The following is a 19,748-nucleotide window of genomic DNA, read 5'->3' on the forward strand; positions in this document are numbered from 1 at the left end:
AGGTGGCCAACCCGGTGCAGCAACACCGGGAGGGCCTATCACACGACGACGCTATGAGGCACACGTCATGCAACGTAAACAAGATACCAGCAGCACGCCACAACTCAAAGCCGCAGAGCAGCTTTCTGATCTCAAAGCTACGGGCCAGAGCGCCTTGTGGGACCTGCAGGCCGACATGGGGCACTTCGAGTGGTTCGGGTCGCTCATGTGGGCGATCATGCGAGAGGCTGAGGAAGCCCGGCCAACTTCAATGGGCGTCATCAAGGACCTGGCCAGTATTGGTAACTATCTGGCCGTAGACCGGGCGAACATCCTTTGTGGTGTATGTGCTCGGCTCGAAGCCAGTCTAGAGGGTGAAGGGGGTGAGCAATGAGTCAGGCAGCCGCCATTCCCGACCTCAGCGGAAACAGTGATCTGTTCGACGCCACCTACAAACTGGTTTGTCAGCGAGCCGAAGCAACCGCTATCCCGATCGAGGCCATTTTGTGCCAGATCATCTATCAGGCTGCTTACGAGCTGCTGCTCAGCGACCTGTCAGCCGAACTGGTCAGCGGCGTGGTGGGAGCGGCCGTCATGCAGATGGCCCACGACCTGGAGAGTGTCGACGCGGAAGGGGGTGACCAGTGAGCGCCGGCAAGCAAGTGCGCAAGCCGAAGAAGGGCAAGGCGCCGAAGATGAGCAGGGACGATCTGAGCTTTACCAGCAGGTATCGTGATCCCGAATACCCTGACCATCCCAGGATTTGCAACTGGTCGCCATTGGAGGTGCCGGATCAGATCAACCAATGGGGGATCGGTCGAAATCTCGGCCTGAGGATGATGGATGAACTGGCAAAGCTTTCGTCCGTGAGCGAGCAGGAGGCTTTCGACGCGATTCGATTTGCCCTCAATAGTCCGACCTGGCGTCCCAGCAACGGGGTCGAGTTCGGGTTTTCCGAAGGCTTGGCAGCATTGGCGATGATTGGCTTGAGGCATATTGCTCAAGGTGGCCAGCCATTCGACCTGGAGGACTTCACATGAGCCGTGTTTCAGCAAGAGCCAAGAACAAGCGCCTGCGTGCTCATCCGAAGAAGTCAGGTTCCTGGGGGCGGCTGCCATTCGTTGGCAAGGATCACGGTAAACAAGAGAGCTGCTGGGACATCCCAATGACCGGTACCTTCTTGGGAGGCGTCGAGGCGGGCAAGTCCATCGCTCACATCTACCTGAAGTACCTACGAGACGAGCGCGGCAATCAGTTCTCGCTTAGCTCGTCACTGCTGGGATCGATGCTCTATTCAATGGCACTGAAGCAGCCGGCAACGAAGGAGGAGCAGACCGCGCTCAATGGTCAGCGTGCTGGCTTCTTGGGCGAATTGTCGCGCTGGCTTGAGCAGGCTGCGGTGAGGCTTGGCTCCGACCTCGATCGGCTGTCTGAGCAGCAGCTCATCGACAACACGAACGTGTGGCTTGACCCGGGCGCCTACTCGCAGGAGTTCCGGGATCTGGGCTGATATTTCAGCTGAGCAAAGTGAAGTCGAAGTGGGCACTACCCTGATCCGGGGTGGTGCCCTTTTCGTTGCGGGTCAAATGGCGCAGATCTGCTCCATCGCGTCGCCTCGAATGGCCCTGCGATGCGCGTATTAAATACCCCTGGGGGTGGTAAATTATAAAGACTGGGATTTTTTCCGTTCACTTGATCCCCGCAAAGCCAGTAAAACCGGTGAGTAACTAGGAAAAAATCCCAGTCGGCCCTAAGGGCATCTACACAACCGGACGTAACCGGAAAGCCGTATGGGAAAAATTCCCAGTCGATGGCGGAAAAACTCCCACCGAAAAAATCGAAATCAGGTGAACTTGAAAGGTGCCGGACCTGGTGCCACTTCGAGGTTTTTCCCGGGGCATTCGTCGATGTACGCCCAGGCGAGCGCATACAGCGCGCACTGCGCCATACCAGGCTCACGGCCACCCTTCCTGTAGGTGCGGGTGCGGATGATCAGACCGGCATCAATCAGCTCCTGCAGCGCAGATGCGAGCGTTTTGGCATCCATTTTGCGGCCCTCGGCCATCATCTCGACAGTGCACGCCAGGTCGCCATTGTTGCGCCCGTTGTAGTGCCGCCCAAGCTTGATCAGGACGGTAACCGCCTTGGGGCTCAGATTGTCGAAAGCGGGGTGCACGAGCAGCCGATGGGGAAGGGCGAATACCCGCCCCCCGAAGTCGACCTTGTACTGTTTCTTTCTTGCCATTCGGCGACTCACACCAGGGCGCCGGGGATGCGAAATTTCGCGCCCCCGGCTGCTGCCTTAGTCGATTTCCTTATGCAGGACGTACAGCCCTACCCGATGTGGGCGCCGGCCTGGCGCTGCAGCTTGGTAGCACCACCTTGTCAGGATGCCCCAGCCCTGCCGCCGCAGATGGCGGATTGTGGAGGGAGGGTGAACGATATCCAGCGATTGAGCCGCCTCAATGGACGACACAGGGCCCTTGCGCAGCGCGGCGATCATCCGTGAGGCCTGGGCGCGGGTGGAATGGTTGTCAGGCAGATCAGCATCTGCGATAGTTTCAGCCGTCATATTGGCTCCTTTCAGTAGGGGTCAGGCCCAGGTGGTGGTGGTGCACTGCCTGGGCAATTTCTCTCTCCTCGTATCCATCCCTTCGCTACGCCCCGCGGCCATCAGTCGCCGCAATCCCCTCAAGCAGACTTCCCAGGTAATGTTGGCTGGTAGCAGCAGCCTTCGCCGTCGAGCCTGCCAACTTCATGACTTCCTGATCGCTGCCGTAGCCGCTGGCGATCATTCGCATACCCGTAGCCAAAAGGCTGAGCATTGCGTGGGCTTCGTCTACGGCTTCGCGCAAGTCGTCATAGGTGGGTCTGTAGGGAGTGGCGCCCAGTGCGGGCCGGTGGGTAGAATCGAGGCGCTGTGAGCCGTCTCCAGATTGCTTTGCGGCACGTTGGGCCAGTGCCTCTAACACTGGCTCGGCACCACCCCTCACAAGCGTCAGCTCTGGCGCGTCCTTGTTCCGAGCCATTACCGACCACCTTCCTTTGCTGCGCGCTCAATGAACGTCTTCAGCTCCGACATGAGGGCCAGGCGGCGGCGCCCGATCTTGAACGTTTTGATTTCGCCCTTGGCGATGAACTCATAAGTGGCCGATCGGGAAATCCCGAGGATGCGACCTGCTTCCTCAACGCCTACCGAAAGGGGGGCTACCAGTTGTGCTTGTTCCATACCCGTCTCCAAGGTTACATCTGGCTGATGCCAGGTATCGCTAGGCTACATCGCTGAATTCTAACGTGCAAGCAAATGCTAGACGATTGTAAATTCGCTTGGATTGACATGGAATTTCGCGTCACGCAAGCTATGGTCATAAGGTCAGCTGATCTGACCAAAATCGACAAGGCCTAGGTGGGGAATGGCGACTAAGACAAGCAAGCGCACTGGCGAGACCAGCACGACGGTTAGCGTAGGGATTCGAATTGACCCTAAAATAAAGTTTGCCCTAGATATAATGGGGCGACTTCAGAAACGCTCCCTTACAGCGGTTATTGAGTGGTCAATTTCGCAAGCGATTGCTCAGCAGAGCATCGATTTCGATGGAACAAGCCTTGCCTCTGCCTTAGACAAAATATGGTCGACTGATGAGTCGGTTCGTTTGGTTAATATGGCTTTTCATATGCCAGAGGCACTTACCTACGATGAGTTGAGAGTTTGGGAGACGATCAAGGCAAGTTCATTTTTTTGGATTACTTTCCACGATGGAAGCTTCTCCACTGATCAGGACCGACTGTCAATGTTTCTCGTGACCGATAACTGGGAGAAAATTATCGATCACGTAGCCAAGCATAAAACCAGTGCTACGATTGTTCCCATGAAGGATATGGACTTCATTCCTTTCTAGATGAGCTCTACGGCAGCCGCTTTGCTATCCGGAGCAAGGTGGGCGTAGCGCAGCGTCATCTTGAGGTCGGCGTGCCCCAGCAGATCCCTGATCGTATTCAGCGGCACGCCCTTCATGGCCAACTTAGACGCGAAGGTGTGGCGCAAATCGTGCCAGCGGAATGAGCTGACTTTCGCCTCCTTCAATACCCCGTCCCAGGACTTTTTGACATTATCCATCACGCCGCCAGTTTGACTTGGGAAGAGCAGGGGGAGGCCGTTAGACTGGGACTTCCACTCTTTGATTACTTGCAGCGTTTCCTTATTAAGCGGGATATGCCTAGTCTGATCTGACTTTGCACCCTCACCAGCTACGGTCAAAGTCTTTTGTGCAAAATCAATATCAGCCCAAGTTAGGTTAAAAAGTTCGCCTCTGCGCAGGCCGGTGTTCAGGCTGATGATCGCCATAGGCTTCAGATGGTCGGCAAACTTCCTGGCCCTCAAGTCTGGCAGCTCTTCTTTCTTCCGTTCCCGGCGCCAACGGTTGGCGCTGTCACGTTCGCCCCTGATACGTTCTTCCCTATCCTCCAGAGCCTGGCGCAGTCGCCGTTCCTCTTCCGAGGATAGGAATCGAACCCGGGCGCGGGTGTCGAGCCGCATAGGTTTGAGTTTGGTCATCGGGTGCTGCTCAAGGGCGCCCCACTCGACTGCCTTGGACAGCGCCCCGCGGAGAGCTGCCAGCTTCCTGTTGGCGGTGGCATCCTTCAGCCCGGCAGCCAACCACTTCACCCGCATAGCCTCTAGATCGCGCTGGGTGATGTCTGTCAGAGGTTTACGCATCAGTGCGCCGAAACTGTACTCTATGGCGTGCCGTGTCTTCTGGTGGGCCTTGTGGTGGGTTTCCAGCCACGGGTAGTAGCTTTCCTCCAGGTAGCTCTGAAGAGTGTGAGCTGCCCGGCGCTTGCTTTTAGCTGCCACCAGCGGTGTGCCGTGGGCGTGGGCCTCAGCAAGCCATCGAGCAGCCTCGGTGCGCGCCTGGTCCAAGGTCATCATTCCAACCCGGCCCAGGGTGGCGGCCTGGTTGCGGCCCCAGGTCACCATATAGCTGGCGTGGCCGCTGGGTAGAACCCTGATCGACAGGCCTGGTTGAGCTGTGTCGTGGATGCGGTAGGCCTTCTCCTGGGGCTGGATGCTGGAGAGGACTTTGGCGGTAATCTTGGTTTTCATCGGGCGGCGTCCGTGACAGCAGGGTGACAGCAAAAAACACTATACGGACCTGTCTCGGCGGACTCAACTGGACGATATATCCCAATGAATGCTGGGCTTGACCCGTAATTGCTGGGTGTCATAACGCACTCGTAACGCGAAGGTCGCAGGTTCGATTCCTGTCTCCGGCACCAGTTCAGGTTCCAGCGAAGGCTACCAAAATCTCTGGAACCCCCGTAAAACCCGCCTTCTGGCGGTTTTTTTCGTTATGGCGTTCCGTCGGACTCCGACAGCTGCCAGCCGATTTAGGGGTAACGTTTGGGATAAAGTCGATTCGATAAAGGGGTTTACCCTTATGGCTCGTACTACTGCTCCCCTGACCGACACCGCATGCCGCTCGGCCAAGCCTACTGACCTCCCATACAAGCTTTTCGACGGTGACGGTCTTTACCTCCTTGTTTACCCCAATGGCCGCAAGGGCTGGCGCTTCCGGTATGTGAAACCGGATGGGCGAGAGGGGCTGACCTCGTTTGGCAACTATCCCGTTATTGGCCTCGCAGATGCTCGGCAGAAGCGTCTGGAGACCAAGCGGATGCTGGCTGAAGGCATTGATCCGATTGCGTCCAAGCAGCAGGCCAAGGCCGAGGCGGTTGTCAGAGGCCACACATTCGAACGTGTTGCCTTGGACTGGCATAAGGAAATGTCCGTGAAGTGGGCGCCGGGCCATTCTAGGACTGTGTTGAGTCGCTTAAAGACTCACGTATTCCCGCTGCTCGGCGCACGCGCCATCGTTGATCTGGATACCTTCGACCTTATGCAGCCGCTGGAAGAGATCAAAAAACGCGGCACTATCGATGTGGCCTTGAGGGTGCAAAACTACCTACAGAGCATCATGCGTGAGGCTAAGCGGCAGCGGCTGATCACGGTGAACCCTGCATATGATCTTGAGAGCTTCATCAGCGCGCCACGGGTTACGCACCGGCCTGCACTCCCACTGTCACGTCTGCCTGAGTTGATGGATCGCATCGAGAACTACAAGGGACGCACGCTTACTCGGCTGACAGTCATGCTGTCGCTGCATGTGTTCGTACGCTCCAGCGAATTGCGCTTCGCACGTTGGAGTGAGTTCGACCTGAAGCGCGGTATCTGGGAGATACCTGACACACGGCCCGCATTGGATGGCGTCCCGTATTCAACCAGAGGAACGAAGATGGCGGGCGACATCCACCTTGTCCCGCTTTCACCGCAAGCAGTGGCATTGCTCGAAAAGATTCATGCGATCACGGGGTACTTTGATCTGGTGTTCACCAGTGACGCTCGCTCGTGGAAGCCTATGTCCGAGAACACCGTCAACAGCGCTTTGCGGAACATGGGCTACGACACCAAGACAGAAATCTGCGGGCATGGCTTCCGGTCGATGGCGTGCAGTGCCTTGGTCGAATCCGGGCTGTGGTCAGAGACTGCTATTGAGCGGCAGATGAGCCACAGGGAGCGCAACAACGTTCGGGCGGCGTATATCCACAAGGCCGAGTTCCTGGAGGAGCGGCGAATGATCATGAGCTGGTGGAGCCGTTATCTCGACGCGAACCGGCAGGAGCATATCTCGCCGCATGAGTTCGCGAATCAGACCGGGGCAAACGTTTCTAGCCTAAGAGCGAGGCGTGGCGCAGTCGAGTAAGCGCACGGCTTTGATATTTCGGTAATCCGCTTTCCATGCGGGTCCATCCAAACAGGGCTGCAAAGCCGCCCTGTTTGGATGGACCTCACCTAAAAAATCAAAAGCACCCAATCGGCTACTGGAAACCACCGGATTCCGTACACGCCTAATGCCATTTTAAACCGCAAAATCCCGCGGGCGAGTCGCTTGACCCTCTCGGATTGCGGGCGTAGAAAAGACAGTGCAAAGGCTGTCGTTGACAGCACCCAGGTGACCCGAGCCTTCAAGGTCACGCCGCTCTCGCGGTGGTTCTCCCCAAGGGCGATTCGCGTCCGGCAGCTCTCCCGGTCACTACCCATGTGATGGATGCTCTTACACATATAGCGCTCGTGCGCCAGATACACCGTACCTCGCTGCCCTGCAGCAACCTATCCGCTTGGCCGAATCTTGCGCCAACTGGTGCCCGTCTCTTTTCCTGAAAAGAGACGGGCACTTCTACAACTGCTGCAGCCCTGATCGCACATGGCTTTGCGGCATTCCCCCTCGTGACAATCGGCGTGACAAACGCCGATGTCACCAGCAACAGCCATGTAGATGATGGTGCCGCAGACCAGGGAATGGACTGCACCTGACTGACAGTCAGGCATGCCCCGGTCATCGCATTGCTGCTTGCACATGGCTCAGGATCTTCAGGCGCTGGTCTCGTCAGCCAGTGCTGCCTCCACCCGCCCACCGGTAACGGTGTTCAGGAGGCCAGATCATGAGATGCCCTTGCTCCCGGTCGTAAGGAGCCGCCAGTCCCGCGTAGAGGACACTCCCCACAGGTCGCAGGGGCCTTGATCCCTGATAACACTCAGCATTCTTGGCGGGATGACGTGGGGCGAGGATCGGAGAACGGACGATGAGGTGACCGACATGGCACTGGTGGGTAGACGCGATGGTCGTAATTTCGGCTATGGCAGGCAATTGAGCTACGCAGGACCCCAGGCGTTGAAAGACATGTTTGGCGGTGGCCATTACGGCACGGTCAAGGCGCACTGTGATCGGTGGCAGGCATTCGTGAAGTGGTGCCGCTCCGAAAAAGGGCCCGGTATCAATAATGCGCGGCAGATTGATCGGAAGGTATTGGCGGACTATGCGGCGTATCTGCGCGACGTGGTTAGGCGCGGTGACCTCGCCGTCAGCACCGCACAAAATCGGCTATCCAGTGTTAACAGGACCATGGCAGCGCTTCGCGGTGATCAGTGCGTGAAATTGTCCAGCCCGAGCAAAGCTCTGGGCATGCAGCGCACAGGGGTTCGCCAATTGGTGCCGCAAGGCCAAGACCGCGAACAGGTTAAGCAGATCGTCGATGCGCTTTGCAGCCGTCATCAGCTGCGGGCTGCCGCGATTGTTCTGTTGGCGCGAGCCACCGGTATGCGCTTGCGTGAGGCCATCTTGGCTGACCTGCCACGGTTGAGCCGTGAGGCTAGCAATCTAGGTAGGATTAACATTCAGGATGGCACCAAAGGCGGCCGCGCCGGCGCCTCGGCGCCCCGTTGGATTGCAGTGGATGACCATGTTCGAAGTGCACTTGAGTTTGCACGGCAGGTGTCGCCTACGGGTAGCCACAACCTGATTGCGCCAAACGAAAGCTGCCGGAATTTTCTGCAGGAAATCCTCCGTCCTGCGCGGGACATCCTGCATGGCCACAACCTCAAAGGCTTCCACGAACTACGAGCGGCCTACGCTTGTGAGCGCTATCAGCAAATCACCCATCACCGCGCGCCTGTCAACGGCGGTAAATGCTTCCAAGTAGCTGAGCGCCTTGATCGCGAGGCCCGGAGGCAAATTAGCTATGAGCTGGGGCACGGTCGTATCGACGTGGTCGCTGCATACATTGGAGGACGGTTATGAGCAAGCGCTTTGACATGGACCTGTTCTTGGCTGGCGTTCTGAGCGGCTCGCACGCAACCCGGCAACGCCATGTACGTCAGGCGAAGATCATCCAAGCAGAAATCGCACAGCGTTGGCAGCGAGAGTTACCGTGGGCTTGGCAGAGAAAGCATGTTGTTTGGTTTCTCGACCACCGACTAGCGAGGCGATGCAAGGTAACTCGATATTACTACCTGCTGACGGTGCGGCTGCTAGTTCGTCGTTTAGAAAAGCCGTGGATCCTCAAATGCCAAACTAAGATCAGATAGATAGTCGCGACTGACCGCTTTCGACCCATAGCGGACGGTCGCGAGGGGCAGCTATCGGCCAATAGCAGCCATTCACTTTGCGAACTGGGCGTTGGTACCTACTATCTGCGCCTCAGTTCGAGGGGTTGGAGCATCTCACACTCATCAATGTCCGCCGGATGCCGATATACTTGTATAGATCAGCATTAGGACGACCAATGTCTAAACACCACATCCAGGAAACTCTCCAAGCGGGAAACATGGGCACCTACCGCCCCAACGCACTATTCACACGGATAAGCTCAGAAGGTGATCTGGAGCCAGAATATGGCGATCCCCTTCCCGGCGCGGTAGCGCTGCATGCTCACGAATACACACATCACCTGCACAACCTCTCTACGAACGCAGGAGCGATGTCTTTGGTGAGCAGCTTTTGGCTCATACATCCGTTCATAAAAAATGCTGATAGAAATGCTCGGATATTGGTGTCTAGTGAGTCGGCAGTTGACGACGATGTAATCTCCGCATTCAAGGTTATGAATGTCATGAGAGGAGTAACTCGAGGTATACCCAAGGGCTATTCCTGGCCATCTGTGAGGTCTTGGGATTTCAAACAGCCAACTTTAGCTATTCACGAAGTTACTCATTCGTCCGAAATCGTGGCCAAGGTAAACGTATTTACTATCAAATCTAGAGCAGTTTTTTCAGACGACCACTCACTGGATATTGAGATACAGCCCGGTCTTGACTTCATATCCGAGGGCGTAGCGTACGAGATTGAGCGCGAGATCAGGCGACATGCAGGCATACCTGATGACTTTTTGGATCACCAAACTCCCAGCTATCCTTATTTAACCTTCCGCCCTCTGATAGATTTCCTCATCGGTCAACCAAGCACGGCTGAAGAACGCATAGTTCTAGGCACTTTCGCACTGCTTGACCATTCACCATCTGAAGGTTTGGTCAAAGCTTGTAGCGTGGTAAGAATGGAGCTCCAAGAAGGTCTAAGGAGTGGTTTTTCGAACTATTTAAACCAGGCACTTTGCCACTTCAAAAAATATGCGAATGGCATAATTGAAGATCAACTTCCGGCTATATCGAAAATTCTATCCCAATCCAAGACGCTGTCTACTGGCGTAGAAATCTACTGCAAGCTCATTAAAAAGTCTCTCGAAAATCGCCAGAAATCCCCAATCGTGGAAGGGGTTTTTATTCAGTCCAAAATGACAGCGGAAGATTTTCTTAGGAAATCATTGAACATACTCGAGCGACAAGTCTGCCAAGAAAAGCCAGGTTCAGCGAGCGTCATTTCTTGGATAGGCTTGAAAGGTAGTATCGCTGACGAGTCAGATGAAAAGCTGCAAGCATTCAGCGTCCTTCAAGCAGCAGTTCATTATGTGCAGCAGCACTTTACAATTAACGCAATCGTCCCCACAGCTGATATCCCAGAAACCCGATGCCCCTTCAGTAGAGCATGTGAAATTCAAACTAACGCCAATTTTCCTGAGGCTTGTGACACCAAGCCTTGGGAGTTTCAGCTTACGAACGATCGGACAAAGGTATGCTTTTACGAGGCAGCGAGAATCGCGCTTGCCTCCCGGATATCTAGTGAATCAACCTAGGTTTAGGAAATGCTGTTAATGAAGAACTGCCTGTGGTTCAGGCATCCATACCAGAACGTCTGCTTTCGGTCGATAATGGTCTGTCGCGGACGACTGCTTTCGATCCAGGCTGTGTGAAAACGCAAACGGATCGCTGAAGAGCGCGAGCGTACGTGAAATCTGTAATGGCTTGGTTATTCAGCTAACACAGATTTCGCGCAGGAGCGCGGAATACTGGTCGTTTTCTAACCAACCGGATCCAGTCGAACGTTTTCACACAGCCTGGACCCAAAGCAGACCCTCGCCAAGGTTTGCATTTGGCCCAAAACCGCCCCTCTGAATGATAGGGCTGCACAATTGCTTAGGTTGTGCGCATGGAAATCCTGGCGATAAGGGCGATCGCGTCCGCTTAAAAGTACGCGGACACCATCGCCCTTGAAGCGGGAGTTCGGAAGGTGAGTTCGCTGGACGCTAACGAAGAATGGAGCCTGACCATTTCCGACCACCCGGATATAGCGGGTTGACTGAAGGCAACCTCTATGGCTGCTCAGAGCTAGAGAAATTAAAAACCTAGCCTTGCCAGATGCTACCGCGCTATGTGCAATAGACCGTCCAGAGATCGTCGATCCGAGTTGAATCTCTGGCTTGTTACTTCGCGCCGCATCCCCAACTGGCATCTACAGGCACGCTCGCCAACCGCATCGTCTCCCTATCGCCGCCGACTGGTGCCTCGACCGGCTGGGTTGCTAGCTTCCTGGCTGCCCTAGGTTTGCTACTTATGAGCTTCTCGGAGATGGCGGAGCGCGCCCAGACTCGTAACGCTCCCTGAGGCCCTCCTGGTTCAGCGGAAGCCAACTGCAGCGAGGGTGCGTGGAAGCAACTCCTAATGATGCTAGCTGTTTGATATGATGGGGGTTTGTGGCATCTAAGGATGAGTGAGCTTCCACATGCCGTTGTTAATACCTGAGGATCTGACGGAGCCTGGCACCCACGCCCTGGTGATCGGCATCAGCGCTTACCAGTTCCTGGAAGGCGGTGACGACGTAAACCCCGATAACGCACATCTAGGATTAAAGCAGCTATCGTCTGGCGCCCGTTCGGCGTCGGAGTTCGCGGGCTGGCTCTTGGACGGCCACAATATGCCTGAGCTTCCTTTGCGCAGCCTGAGGGTGCTCCTTGCACCAGCGCCGGGTGAAGTCATCCACCCTGCGGTTCAGAGCCTGATGAAAGGCGATCACGCACCAACCCGTGCGAACGTTGAACAAGCCATTCTCGACTTCATGAATGCTACCGAGAGCCATTCCGAGAACATGGCAATTATTTATGTCGCTGGACATGGCGTTCAGTTTACGAACGAAGGTGCCGTATTACTGCTGAGCGACTTCGGAAGCCCGAGCCACAAACGTAGCAAATATGCCGGTGCGGTTGACATGACCGCGATCCATAAAGCGATGAATTATGAGGGTAACGCAAATACGCAGTTCTGGTTCTTGGACTTGTGCCGGGGTCTAGCACCAGACACCGAAGACTACGACAAACTAGGCGGAATATTCGAGCTAGATATAAACCGAGGCGAGCCGACTAATACCTCGCCCATGTTTTTGTCCTCCTCCAGTGGTCAAACCGCCTACGGCAGGCCTAATAAAGTCACGCTCTTTAATGAAGCATTGATGGTAGGACTAAAGGAAGGTTACGCTGCAAAAACAGACAAGCCAAACGACCCAACATGGCGCGTATCCACTACGAGCCTTATAGAGTATCTACCATCCGCTGTCGAAATTTTGGCCACCGCACATGGAAGATTACAAAAAGTCGATGTTACTGGCCGGGTTATAAACTCCTGCCTCCATGAATGCCTTTCTCCTCCCAACGTAGATCTCACTGTTACCATTTGTCAAACCAAGAACCCAAGCAACTACTCAGCCGAACTCAGTTTCAGAGGAAATAAAATAGGCCACACGTTAACAAGCTGGCCTACCAAAACAAAGGTTCGCGCTGGGTTATATTTAGTCAAGGTAACTACAGCTTCACCGCCAGACATTCGAATGGATCCCTATAGCATTGAGCCACCTGCTAGCGAGATGGAGCTACCTTTACAATGATCTCCGAGAGCACAAAATATGGACAGCTAAAGGTTGATGTTTTTTCAAAGGTCAACTATGGTGGAACGGCTACCCCAATCGAAATTAGGAATGACGAGCTCGTATTGATTGAGTCTTCACCCAATCAGCGTCTTTTTGACCTTCCCGTAGGAATCTACGAAGTGAGCGCCGTACTTGAAGATGGAAATCGACAGAAACATACGGTGGAAGTTACCGAATCAAAGACCGCTAATGTTTCGCTCAAGCCAAATTTGTCTGTCCAGCCAGCGGCTCCAGCATTAGCTTTCAGCTTTATGTCAGCTGAAAAACTACAGAGCCTTGAAAGTCCGACCGAAGATGTCAAGTTAGTTCGTGCCAGTCGAAATGTTACAATCTACCCTGAAAATGGTTTTTGGATCGTCCGTCACCGGGAAGAAATGGAGCAGGTAGCATATGCTATCATTCAAAAAGGTGAGGATGTATACGACGTAAGCCTTCCAATTAGCGCCGGCGACCACCATCTTTCCGTTACGTGCCATATTAAAACGTCCACTCAGTACCCTAACAAAAAGTTGCAGATAAATATCTCCCAAAGCAGAAGTTTATCGGCAGCCTTGGAAAGCATGTTCATTTCTGGGCAGATCGGCTCTGCCGCAAGGCTTGCAGGCAGCGCAGTCACGACCTTAATGAAAAGATATGTAGATCCCACTGGTGCCATACTAGCTGCGCTCGTACTAAAAAAAGCTGGAAGGCTTGGTTTGTACCAGAGTCAGTTAGAACAAATCATCGCTCAATTTTCCTGGCTACCTGACGCCAAAATATTACTTTCCAGCATCTTGATGGCGAAACCATGCGAGCGCGAAAGGGCCATTCAATTGGCTTACGAGGCAAGCCAGGAGCGAATTCTTTACACCGAATCATTCTCCATACTGATGAGCCTGCTTCGTTACGCACCCGAGACTGAGAACAGTGCCCTTTGCAAAAAAGCGCTAACGAACATTGCCAAAATAGCACCCGAAGTAGATTGGAGTTCAATTTACCTGTGCAAAACCTTCACGGACAATAGCAATGCTTGAGATTCAATTCCTCCCGGCTCGTGAAGGTGATTCGATCTGGCTACGATGGGGACAGGATTTGGCCTTCCAAATACTGGTCGATATGGGAACGGCGAAAACAGGACTTTCGCTACGTAAGCGGCTAGAAGCCCTTCCTGAAGACAGGCGAAATTTTGAGCTTGTAGTCATCACCCACATTGATTGCGATCACATCAATGGCGTACTTTCAGCACTGGTTGACAGTGCCCCTATTCCAGGCATGTCTGTAAAAGATTTTTGGTTCAATGGCTTAGCTCATCTCGAATACACCACTAGTTCCGGTCCGCTTGAGAAATTGGGTGCAGTGCAAGGTGAAAAGCTAAGTGAGTGGCTCAAAGACAAACCATGGAATTTGCAATTTGGTGGCAGGCCGGTATGCAGAGATCCTAACCAAGCGGCCCCGGTGGTAGAGTTAGCGGACGGACTGAAGGTTACGGTGTTAGGGCCTACGCAACAGCGCCTCAAGCAGCTGCTACCGACTTGGCAAAAAGAATGGCGGGAGGCGCTTGCCAAATACAATGACAAAGAAGACTATGAAGATTGCGAACTTGAGGCCTTAGGCGCATCTAAGCAACTCACATTGACAGACACCTTAAGCCTAATAAAACTCGCCAACAAGCGAACCAAATCAGACAACAGTCGAGCAAACGGTAGCAGTATTGCATTGCTGATTGAATATGAAGGTAGCCGGGTATTACTTAGCGGAGATGCTTTTGCATCAGACTTAGTGGAAGCAATCCAAAGCATTAATGCAACGGAGCCTATGAAACTGGATGCATTCAAACTTCCTCATCATGGCAGCAGCAAAAATGTCTCCTGCGAGTTAGTTCAGAGCGTTGTGTGCGATCACTGGATCATTTCAACAGACGGCAATCGTTTTCGACACCCTGATGATGAGGCAGTAGCAAGGCTAATCTATCACAGCGCTGCACGCCCGGCACGTATCGGCTTCAACATCCAGAGCGAGATAAATGAGAGATGGGATAATGAAGCGTGGCGTAAGCAATTCGACTACGTTACGAGCTACGGTGACAGCGATAATGGGCTTACACTGACCTACGGCCCACCTAACCCCCTGTAAGAGCTAGTAATGGGAATGAATTTTGCGAATGATGTACGACAATTTTCGCACACCTTTGTCGACTTGTTTATCCAGTTATGTGACCTGCTTCAGCCGTTGGAAGGCTAATCACTTCCCCAATCGCCCCTTTTTCCCCAATTTCGACTTCTGCCATTGCTCCCAAGTAGATGCTCCTACTCGGGAGCTTGGTAACTAGGCCGGCTTGGAGAAGCAAATTTGGCATTCCCCCCAACAAGCTTGAAACCTCCCATGTTTTGGTGCAAGGGACCACTGCCTACGCAATAAAAGCATCAAAGTCGAAACCAAACTTGCTACAAAGGGGCCCTCTCGTGCATAGCTCTCAATTATGCCCGAATACAAGCAAATAACTTCCCCTGCTTTGACAAGCATGGCGTTACCTGGAAGTTGCATAGGGTTATTAATCGTGACCAGCCAACATCGCGTTCATTGAAGGATATGGGGAGTGAAGTGAGGATGACGCTTTGCTACGCCTAAGAACTCTCGCAGACTGGCACGCCCGCTTGGCATTATAGCTTCCCTGGCACCTCGGGGGCTTCGTCGAGCAACTGGAGCACGGGCTTCCTGTGCGACGCTCCCAGTAAATTTCAGACCTGTTAGACCGCCATCTCGCTGCAGGTCAGCAAGCTCCGCGCTCAGCTTCAAGATCAAGTCCTTTGCAGGCTCTGCAGAACCTTCACTCACCTGCGCGAGCTTGTCCAGGGTAATGCTCGACTTCAGCTTTCCAAAGCTAGTTCTTTCCTGCTTCACTTCATGGATCAGCATGTCAATGCTGTCAGGAGTCAGAAGGTCTGGTTCCACCTGAGTGATTTCTTTGGTGTGGCCGAACAAGTCCGTCGTGGCATAGGAGTCACGACAGAAGCCACTCGGCTTGTGCCCTTGCCATCGACTGCCTTGACGTACTCATCGGCCAACTTCTGGTAACACTCGCTTGTGACGACAATGGGGCGCGTGAACGGCTTGGTCGCCAGGGTTTAGGCCGTTTTGTCGGTGTAGTTTGTGAGGAACGGTCGGGCAAGGCGCCTGCGGTATGACCCTGCTGACTCACCTGGCTCCTTGGGTAGGTATTTCGTTCCTGCGGCTCGAAGGGTCTCGGTGCCGCCTCGGACAGCCCTGATTAACTCTCGATCATCGTAATATTTTTGGCAGCGCAGCGTTCTAGTTGATACGGACATTCAAATGTCTCTTATGGTGTTTTACTCATTCCACACCACAAGAGACATTCCCTGTTCATGCTGGTGACAAGATAGGCTCTGGATCTTCATCCGGACTTAGATGTTCATCTTTTTTTGTAAAAATAAACTTAGTTTTGTTCTGATCAAAAACATAAATGGCAGCCAGAGGCACAGCTGTCACAAGAACACCCGTTAATACATCAGCTACAGAGTGATTGAATAAATTGAGCAGCGGCACTGATACCAGCGCCTTAGAGAGGAAATTTGCAACATATAGACCTATGACAGTACTCGCAGCGCCGAACAACACAACGGAAACTTTATCATACTTGTCCTCCGCATTACTTAATAGAACTCTCACGCATCGGACAGTTGAAAGTGTACACTCACGAATAATCGAGAGAACAAGCGCTGGCAACTTCACAAGCATAGATATCAGTATATGAGGGATCGCACTAAGAACGCCGGCAATCCCGCCTTCCACGCCAGCGGCTCTAGCCTGCTCCACGAGCTTTCGCTCTTCAAAGCGCAAACTTAGCTTTGAATACAAATTTGCGCTACGCTCTTCTAAGCCGTCCAGCACCCCCTGCTTATCCGTAATGAGGCCCCGCTGAGTAATATCCTTAATCTCATCTACAAATATATCGACTGTTTCCCCAACTATTACTCCAACTACCTGCTGAGCCGCCATGCGAGCACCAGCATTAGCAACACTAAACCCAATTTCTTTCATCGCCTCACGCCTGATGGCCGCAAGTTCTTTTTGTGCTGCCTCGTACTTTTCCTCTGCATCACTTTTACTAATTCGCACTGACTTCTTATGCACACCGATTACAAAATCTATTTTATCTGGGTCACTTGGATCAGGCGTCCCGTTCTGCTTTATATACTGTAGGAGATCCGTATCACCTTTAGATCCATTGAACGACTCATCCGCAAACATAAGGTTCTGCTTGAAGTTCATTGCATCGACGATACCCTTATCGTTATTTGCAATCCGAAGAATCAGATCGTCGTATATGGCCTTCTTTGGAATGATATGTTCGATATCCGCCTCTGTGGGAAATAAAGTATTGTGGCGACTGGTATCGTAACCATTCTCCAGCATTGCCCAGGCAACCTTTGCACTATCCCTTTGCTTCTTCAGCTCCATGAAGTTTATGTGGGCAGTCAATCGATGAGGTGCTGGATGATCTTTGTACTCAACAGACAGATCAGAGTATTTCTCCTCGTTACGCTCATCTAAGCCGGATACTAGGGGAACCAGACAAAACGACGAGATAGCCCTGCGCAAAGCTTCCTGTTTAGTTTGTTCAAAAATATGATCAACATCTTTTGGCCGTGCAGGAAGCCGGCCTTGGATCTCAGCAATTATTTGATCGGTATCTTTGTCCACCTCAATTGATCTTTTAAAGTAGGACGAGACCCTTTCTGAGCTCAAGCCAATGTAAGAGCCAAATGCTTCGCTTGAACTTTTGTAGGCCAGACCGATATTAAAACTAGCCGTTTCGTATACCGCTACTGTCCCGTCCGACACCAGAGTAACTTTTTCTTTTGTAGCAACAACAAGCGCACTACTAGAAGCGGTCTCTACAACTTCAGACAGGGACTGTCTAGTCGACGAATATGCCTCGGCAGCACTTTCAGACATCTTCTGAGAATATTCAACACTTTTATCTTTCGCTTCGCTCAATGCTTCTTTGCCGGTAGCTACGGCGTCCGAGACCATATTGGACAGGGACTCAAACTTTCCCTTGAAAAAACTCATCCCCCAGCTCCTTCTACTCAGCCCAGATGAAGTCAGTATGCCATCATGGCCGCGATATGACAGCTACCTCACGCCCTGGTGCACATTCGTTTGAGGACGATTCCAAATAAGCCTGTAATTCGCTCATCCGGAGCTGGCCGCCTACGGGGCCATGACCCGTGAAGCCCAAGCTCAGGTGCAGCAGGCCATCGCCGAGAAAAAGTCAAATTGGGGCTGGCAAGTTGATTACCAACGCCGCAGTCCTGAACTCAGCAACATGGTCAGCCTGCAGGTCAGTTTCCCGTTACGGCGGGTCGCGGCAGGACCCAATGATCGCCGCTCGCAGGCCCAAGTGCGGCAATTGGAGGACGAATAGGAAGCGGCATTGCGTGATCACCCCGCGCAGCTCGAAGCTACCTGGCGGAGTACCAACGCCTGCAACGGGCGGTGACGCGTAGTCATGAAACCTTGCTGGCGCTGTCCGCTGAGGGTCGATAGGTGCCGGTCGTGGATGAGCGCTCTGAACCCGAACCATTGGCGAAGGGCAGAAATCGGCCAGATGCGGCCCTTCACCTTGTTGGCTTTTTAAATAAGAAGAGCAGTCCAAGAGGTCAAGGAATTCATGGGCGACCGGATTGTAGTTGGCATGCGACAGATCTAAAAGTGCAACGACTATCCAAGGGATAGGCGGCATGATGACTTTTCGCTTATATTCGGACACGTCTATTCCGAAGACTAAGGATCAGTGTGTATGCTCGACCAACAAATTGCACAGGAAGCTGCACTAAAAATTGCAAGCGACGCACAGTTCTGGGCGGCACTTGTTGGCTTTATTGGTGTAGTAGTTGGCTCTGTTCTGTCAATAGCGGGAAACCTTGTGTTCCATTGGTATCAAAATCGTAGAGCTAACTCTCTGGACAATCTAAGAAAAACCCTGCTAAGACAAATGCTTGATAACTCCAATTTCCCAGAAGGACGCTCACTTGAGACTCTTTCTAGAGTCACAGGTGCCGAGCCTGAAGAATGTAGGCGTCTATTAATCGAGATTGGGGCTCGAGGCTTCACGCTCGCACGTGGGGGCGAGGGCTGGACATACGTTAAAAATCGCCAATGGTCAGAACAATAGACTGCGTTTTGTAAACGGGCCCGATCGTCTGCAAAGGGTCGAAAGCAGCCCTTCGCGCGTGGCCGCTGACGACCCATAGCTGCCGGTCGCGACAGGCAGCCACCGGCCAGAAGCGGACTGTCGTCGAGCATTTAACGCTGACTGAGCGCAGCACCTTTTTCCTTCAAGCGCTGGGATATACGGAAGAACATCGCCTCCATGAGAGTCTTGCTTGCAAGGTTCAACTCTTGGTCGATTTCTTGAAGGTCTCTAATGGTGTGGCCTTTTGTTATTGTTGCTGCGAACTCGTTCGCTAGATTTATGACCCTCTCACTTTTTTCGCTTTCAGGGATCGCTAATTCTGTTGTCGCTACAACGTTGGTAGTGAAAGCGAGGTATTGATCCGAGTGAATGGCAAACATTGTTTTATTGTCGTCACCTTTCTTAGCCCATACGTCATGCTGCACTCGATTACGTCGTAATCGTACCAAATCGAGTTGGTTAAGAGCTTTTGTGACGGACTCAAGCTCTGCTCCTGTCAGGTATTCCGCAGCGAGCTTCCTTGCTCCAACTGCCGTTCTCGCTGCGCTTCTGTATTTTTTGAGCTGATTCGCGGCCTCGTCGGGAGTTGTATCTAATAGGACTGCGAATAGGCAATTCAAATTAACCTCTACCTGTGCCCATGATGCGGCGATTATGCCTATTTTCTCAGCAAACTCAGAATTCTCTCGAACGAGATGCGGTCCAATTTCTAGGACAGGGCATCCCTTCTCATCAAAGATTTGGATTCCGTGCTTCTCTTGCGTCATGAATATTCCATCCGTCGGCTCAAAAAAGGAAACTACTTATTCTGCTTAACAAGATACGGCGCTAGGGTCAAATATTGCTTGTAGCGAGATCTTCAATAAAGTGTAGTTGGTTGTCTGCTCTTGGCCGGCTTCTGCCTATGTTGACCGTCCACTTTG

General features: G+C 52.9%; 20 protein-coding genes and 1 pseudogene. 14 read left to right on the forward strand and 7 right to left on the reverse strand.

Features of this window, described 5'->3' with window-relative positions; translation table 11 throughout:
• Positions 1 to 67 precede the first annotated feature (67 nt).
• From APH28_RS24260 to APH28_RS24275, 4 genes are read left to right on the forward strand one after another with little or no spacing between them, the layout of a single operon-like run.
• Positions 68 to 373 (forward strand): hypothetical protein, encoded by a 306-nt coding sequence (locus APH28_RS24260; RefSeq protein ID WP_060513006.1) that lies wholly within the window; start codon positions 68 to 70, stop codon positions 371 to 373.
• Positions 370 to 627 carry a hypothetical protein gene (locus tag APH28_RS24265; protein WP_060513007.1) on the forward strand — a complete coding sequence of 86 codons (258 nt, stop codon included), beginning with the start codon at positions 370 to 372 and terminating at the stop codon, positions 625 to 627. The genes APH28_RS24260 and APH28_RS24265 overlap by 4 nt, the downstream gene beginning before the upstream one ends.
• Complete coding sequence (locus APH28_RS24270; RefSeq protein WP_060513008.1) at positions 624 to 1,019, forward strand: hypothetical protein; 396 nt, start codon at positions 624 to 626, stop codon at positions 1,017 to 1,019. The genes APH28_RS24265 and APH28_RS24270 overlap by 4 nt, the downstream gene beginning before the upstream one ends.
• Positions 1,016 to 1,489, forward strand: coding sequence for a hypothetical protein (locus APH28_RS24275; RefSeq protein WP_060513009.1), 474 nt, complete (start codon positions 1,016 to 1,018; stop codon positions 1,487 to 1,489). The genes APH28_RS24270 and APH28_RS24275 overlap by 4 nt, the downstream gene beginning before the upstream one ends.
• Positions 1,490 to 1,822: 333 nt before the next feature.
• Here APH28_RS24275 and APH28_RS24280 read toward each other — a convergent pair whose 3' ends face one another.
• The 4 genes from APH28_RS24280 to APH28_RS24295 all read right to left on the reverse strand — a co-directional run bounded on the left by APH28_RS24280 (position 1,823) and on the right by APH28_RS24295 (position 3,208).
• The gene (locus APH28_RS24280; protein WP_060513010.1) at positions 1,823 to 2,224 is read right to left on the reverse strand and encodes a helix-turn-helix domain-containing protein; all 402 of its coding nucleotides are present in this window, start codon (positions 2,222 to 2,224) and stop codon (positions 1,823 to 1,825) included.
• A 57-nt stretch (positions 2,225 to 2,281) separates the two neighbouring features.
• On the reverse strand, positions 2,282 to 2,551 hold the full coding sequence (locus APH28_RS24285; RefSeq protein ID WP_082432382.1) for a helix-turn-helix domain-containing protein: 270 nt from the start codon (positions 2,549 to 2,551) through the stop codon (positions 2,282 to 2,284).
• A gap of 85 nt (positions 2,552 to 2,636) precedes the next feature.
• Positions 2,637 to 3,008, reverse strand: a complete 372-nt coding sequence (locus tag APH28_RS24290) for a hypothetical protein (RefSeq protein WP_060513011.1) — start codon at positions 3,006 to 3,008, stop codon at positions 2,637 to 2,639.
• Positions 3,008 to 3,208, reverse strand: a complete 201-nt coding sequence (locus APH28_RS24295; RefSeq protein WP_060513012.1) for a helix-turn-helix domain-containing protein — start codon at positions 3,206 to 3,208, stop codon at positions 3,008 to 3,010. Before APH28_RS24295 ends, APH28_RS24290 begins: the two co-directional genes overlap by 1 nt.
• Before the next feature lie 184 nt (positions 3,209 to 3,392).
• Here APH28_RS24295 and APH28_RS24300 point away from each other — a divergent pair, with 184 nt between their 5' ends.
• On the forward strand, positions 3,393 to 3,878 hold the full coding sequence (locus APH28_RS24300; protein ID WP_060513013.1) for a hypothetical protein: 486 nt from the start codon (positions 3,393 to 3,395) through the stop codon (positions 3,876 to 3,878).
• On the opposite strand, the gene APH28_RS24305 is transcribed toward APH28_RS24300, so the two are convergent.
• A complete protein-coding gene (locus APH28_RS24305; protein ID WP_060513014.1) occupies positions 3,875 to 5,083 on the reverse strand; it encodes a site-specific integrase in 1,209 nt (402 codons plus the stop codon). The two genes, APH28_RS24300 and APH28_RS24305, sit on opposite strands and share 4 nt — an antisense overlap.
• 334 nt (positions 5,084 to 5,417) lie before the next feature.
• Here APH28_RS24305 and APH28_RS24310 point away from each other — a divergent pair, with 334 nt between their 5' ends.
• The 7 genes from APH28_RS24310 (at position 5,418) to APH28_RS24345 (ending at position 14,738) form a co-directional block, all read left to right on the forward strand.
• Positions 5,418 to 6,740, forward strand: coding sequence for an integrase arm-type DNA-binding domain-containing protein (locus APH28_RS24310; RefSeq protein WP_060513015.1), 1,323 nt, complete (start codon positions 5,418 to 5,420; stop codon positions 6,738 to 6,740).
• Between the two features lie 894 nt (positions 6,741 to 7,634).
• Positions 7,635 to 8,615, forward strand: coding sequence for an integrase domain-containing protein (locus APH28_RS24320; protein ID WP_060513043.1), 981 nt, complete (start codon positions 7,635 to 7,637; stop codon positions 8,613 to 8,615).
• On the forward strand, positions 8,612 to 8,902 hold the full coding sequence (locus APH28_RS29280) for a hypothetical protein (protein ID WP_060513017.1): 291 nt from the start codon (positions 8,612 to 8,614) through the stop codon (positions 8,900 to 8,902). The genes APH28_RS24320 and APH28_RS29280 overlap by 4 nt, the downstream gene beginning before the upstream one ends.
• A gap of 197 nt (positions 8,903 to 9,099) precedes the next feature.
• A complete protein-coding gene (locus APH28_RS24330; protein WP_156340937.1) occupies positions 9,100 to 10,503 on the forward strand; it encodes a hypothetical protein in 1,404 nt (467 codons plus the stop codon).
• Positions 10,504 to 11,429: 926 nt separating this feature from the next.
• A complete protein-coding gene (locus APH28_RS24335) occupies positions 11,430 to 12,584 on the forward strand; it encodes a caspase family protein (RefSeq protein ID WP_060513019.1) in 1,155 nt (384 codons plus the stop codon).
• On the forward strand, positions 12,581 to 13,639 hold the full coding sequence (locus tag APH28_RS24340) for a hypothetical protein (protein WP_060513020.1): 1,059 nt from the start codon (positions 12,581 to 12,583) through the stop codon (positions 13,637 to 13,639). The genes APH28_RS24335 and APH28_RS24340 overlap by 4 nt, the downstream gene beginning before the upstream one ends.
• Positions 13,632 to 14,738, forward strand: a complete 1,107-nt coding sequence (locus APH28_RS24345; protein ID WP_060513021.1) for a ComEC/Rec2 family competence protein — start codon at positions 13,632 to 13,634, stop codon at positions 14,736 to 14,738. Before APH28_RS24340 ends, APH28_RS24345 begins: the two co-directional genes overlap by 8 nt.
• Before the next feature lie 1,248 nt (positions 14,739 to 15,986).
• Here APH28_RS24345 and APH28_RS24355 read toward each other — a convergent pair.
• A complete protein-coding gene (locus APH28_RS24355) occupies positions 15,987 to 17,699 on the reverse strand; it encodes a hypothetical protein (protein ID WP_060513023.1) in 1,713 nt (570 codons plus the stop codon).
• Between the two features lie 121 nt (positions 17,700 to 17,820).
• Here APH28_RS24355 and APH28_RS29585 point away from each other — a divergent pair.
• Both APH28_RS29585 and APH28_RS28745 read left to right on the forward strand, forming a co-directional pair.
• Positions 17,821 to 18,167: pseudogene (locus APH28_RS29585) on the forward strand (TolC family protein); the annotation flags it as partial.
• Positions 18,168 to 18,429: 262 nt separating this feature from the next.
• Positions 18,430 to 18,804 (forward strand): hypothetical protein, encoded by a 375-nt coding sequence (locus APH28_RS28745; RefSeq protein ID WP_156340939.1) that lies wholly within the window; start codon positions 18,430 to 18,432, stop codon positions 18,802 to 18,804.
• A 131-nt stretch (positions 18,805 to 18,935) separates the two neighbouring features.
• Here the strand turns inward: APH28_RS28745 and APH28_RS24365 are convergent, their stop codons facing one another.
• A complete protein-coding gene (locus APH28_RS24365) occupies positions 18,936 to 19,592 on the reverse strand; it encodes a hypothetical protein (protein ID WP_060513024.1) in 657 nt (218 codons plus the stop codon).
• Between the last annotated feature and the right edge of the window lie 156 nt (positions 19,593 to 19,748).

This window comes from Pseudomonas sp. NBRC 111124, assembly GCF_001320245.1.
Taxonomy (GTDB): domain Bacteria; phylum Pseudomonadota; class Gammaproteobacteria; order Pseudomonadales; family Pseudomonadaceae; genus Aquipseudomonas.